This window comes from Neisseria sp. P0021.S005 (genome assembly GCF_051956955.1).
In genome coordinates, this window is sequence record NZ_JBQCWY010000413.1 from 1 (window position 1) to 2,668 (window position 2,668).

Consider the following 2,668-nt stretch of genomic DNA (forward strand, 5'->3'; position numbering starts at 1 on the left):
GCGCCGAATACAAACACACCGAGACCGCCCGTCCGCGCGACAGCCTGACAGTGGACAATCTGACCGGTGCCGTCAGCAAAGTTTATGCAGGCAGCACCTATCCGAATAAAACTTTCCCCGACAGCAAACGCAAAACGTTTAGCGTTTACGCACAAGACAGCCTGACTTTCGGCAACGGCATCGTCCTGACCCCGGCCCTGCGTTACGAAAAAGACAAGCTGAACACTTCGACCGACCAAGCCTATCTCAATGCCAACCCCAGCGGAACAGCGACGCGCTTCAGCGATTCCGCGCTCACGCCCAGTCTGCGCCTGAGCGTACCGATGGGCGAGCAGTTCACCGGTTTTGCTACTTATTCCCAAGGCTTCCGCACGCCACCGTTTGACAGCGCGACCATGGCGTTTGCCAACACAACCTACGGCTATGCCGTCATTCCTAATGCCAACCTCAAATCCGAACGCTCCAACAGCTTTGAATTGGGGATGAAGTTCAAAAACGAACGCGCCCGTGTGCAAGTGACCGCGTTCTACAACCGTTACCGCAACTTCATCAACCGCACTGAAATCGGTACTTCCACCGTTGGCAGACGCCCGATTATCCAGTACCAATATCAAAACCTTGATCACGTCAAAACCTACGGTGCCGAAGCTTCTGCCGCCTACAAATTCCTGCCGGGCTGGCAAGTCTCCGGCAGTATCGCTTGGATGCGCGGTGAGCAGCAGGACGGCAAACCGTTGGATTCCGCTTATCCACTCAACGGCGTTTTGGGCTTGGATTACACGCAGGAAAAATGGGGTATCGGCACCAAGCTGCGCTGGTCGAAAAAACACAGCCGCGTCAGCAGCGACACTGTTTTCCAAGCGCCGGGTTATGGCGTATGGGATATCGGCGCGTGGTATAAACCGTTTAAAAACCTTGAAATCGGCGCAAACATCTACAACGTCGGCAACAAAAAATACTGGCAGCACGCAGACGTTTCCGGCATGAGCCGTACCAGTGTGATGGACTTGTACACCGAAAGCGGCCGCAATTTCGCCGCAACCGTACAACTGAAGTTCTAATGTGATTCAACCGTTTTCAGACGGCCTGAGAAAGCGAGCAGGCCGTCTGAAAGCATTCGACAAGGAAAATCAATGAAACTCAAACTCCTCCTGCTTTCCGCGCTTATTTCGTTGGCCGGCACTGCACACGCGCAACGCATCGTCGTGTTAACCCCCGATACGGCAGACATTGTTGCCGCGCTCGGCGCATTGGACGAGATCGTCGGCCGCGATCAGACCGTTCAAAATCCGGCGTTGAAAAACAAGCCCAGTATCGGCATTCATCGCCGCCTGACGGTTGAGCCGATTGTGGCCGCCAAACCCGACATTGCCATCGGTTCATGGATGGCGCAGCCTGCCGATATTTTTGCCCACCTGCAAAAAGCAGGCATTAAAGCCGTCAATGTTGCACCCGACGACAGCATCGCCGCCTATCCGCAAAGTATCCGCAACATCGGTCAGCTTATCGGCAAAAGCGCACAGGCGGACAAGTTGGCAAGCAAGTGGCAGGCGGATATGAAACAGCAGCCTTTCAGCGGCAAACGCTACCTCTTCAGCTACGACGGACGCATCGTATCGGGCAAGAATACGGCTGCCGACGAAATCATCCGCCGCGCCGGCGGTATCAATGCCGCAGCAGCCATTGACGGCCTCAAACCGATGACGCGTGAGGCATGGATTGCGGCCAAACCCGACATCATCATTATCGCCGACCACAACACTGCCATGATAGGCAACGTCAAAACCTTTGCCGCACGTCCCGAAATCGCTGGCTCGCCTGCCGCGAAAAACGGCAAGATTTATTTGTGGAAGGCCAACGATATGTTCCGTTACGGGCTGGATACGCCGCAAGTGATTCAGCGTTTGCACGGTTTGGCGAAATAAACGCGCCTGTTTTGAAAATCCTGCCCGATTTTTGTTTTCAGACGGCCTTGATGTGTTCCTTCTTGTTGAGGAAGCAAAACGGCTGTCTTAAAAATGCCGTCTGAAACCGTCCCCTAATCCGATTAAACCGCATGATGTCATGAAACCGCATATCCTTACCCTTTGCCTGTTGCTGACTGCCGCCGCCGTTTATTTGTGCTGCGGCATCGGTTTTGGCGCGTGGGAGTCGCCGCTGGCGATGGATGAAACCGTTCGCCAAATTCGTTTACCGCGCATCTATACTGCGCTTTTGGTCGGAGCCGGTTTGTCCGCTTCGGGCGCAGCATTGCAGGCTTTATTTGAGAACCCGCTGGCCGATCCAAGTTTGATTGGAACGTCGGGCGGGGCAGCCTTGGGCGTGATTGTGTTATTGGCTTTGGGCGGCGGCGCAATGGGTGTGCCGGCGGCGGCTTTTCTTGGTGCATTGGGTGTGTGCCTGCTGATTTTGGCAGTGCACAAACTGCTCGGCGGCGGTACTTTGGGATTGCTGGTGTTGGGTTTTGTGTTGAGTGCGTTTTCGGGCGCGGTGGTCAGCATGATTTTGTTTTTATCTGACGATTTGGTATTGCGCAGTGCAACCACATGGCTGTCGGGCAGCCTTGCCGAAGCCGGTTTCTCATCGCCTGTCGCGGCAATCGCGGTCATGTTGCCCGGTTTTCTGATTTTGCTGTCGGCAGGCAGGCGGCTGGACGTTTTGATGACGG

Annotated in this window: 3 protein-coding genes; all 3 read left to right on the forward strand. The window is 54.9% G+C overall.

Features of this window, described 5'->3' with window-relative positions; genetic code table 11:
- The coding region (locus ACTHUE_RS14930; protein ID WP_440423892.1) for a TonB-dependent receptor domain-containing protein at positions 1–1,061 on the forward strand (1,061 nt) is incomplete at its 5' end.
- 72 nt (positions 1,062–1,133) lie between these two features.
- On the forward strand, positions 1,134–1,925 hold the full coding sequence (locus ACTHUE_RS14935; protein ID WP_440423893.1) for a heme/hemin ABC transporter substrate-binding protein: 792 nt from the start codon (positions 1,134–1,136) through the stop codon (positions 1,923–1,925).
- A gap of 139 nt (positions 1,926–2,064) precedes the next feature.
- A partial coding sequence (locus tag ACTHUE_RS14940; RefSeq protein WP_440398601.1) for a FecCD family ABC transporter permease occupies positions 2,065–2,668 on the forward strand: 604 nt, incomplete at its 3' end.

Coding starts and splice junctions, on each gene's coding strand:
- ACTHUE_RS14935 (WP_440423893.1), top strand. CDS start 1,134: ATGAAACTCAAACTCCTCCTGCTTTCCGCGCTTATTTCGTTGGCCGGC.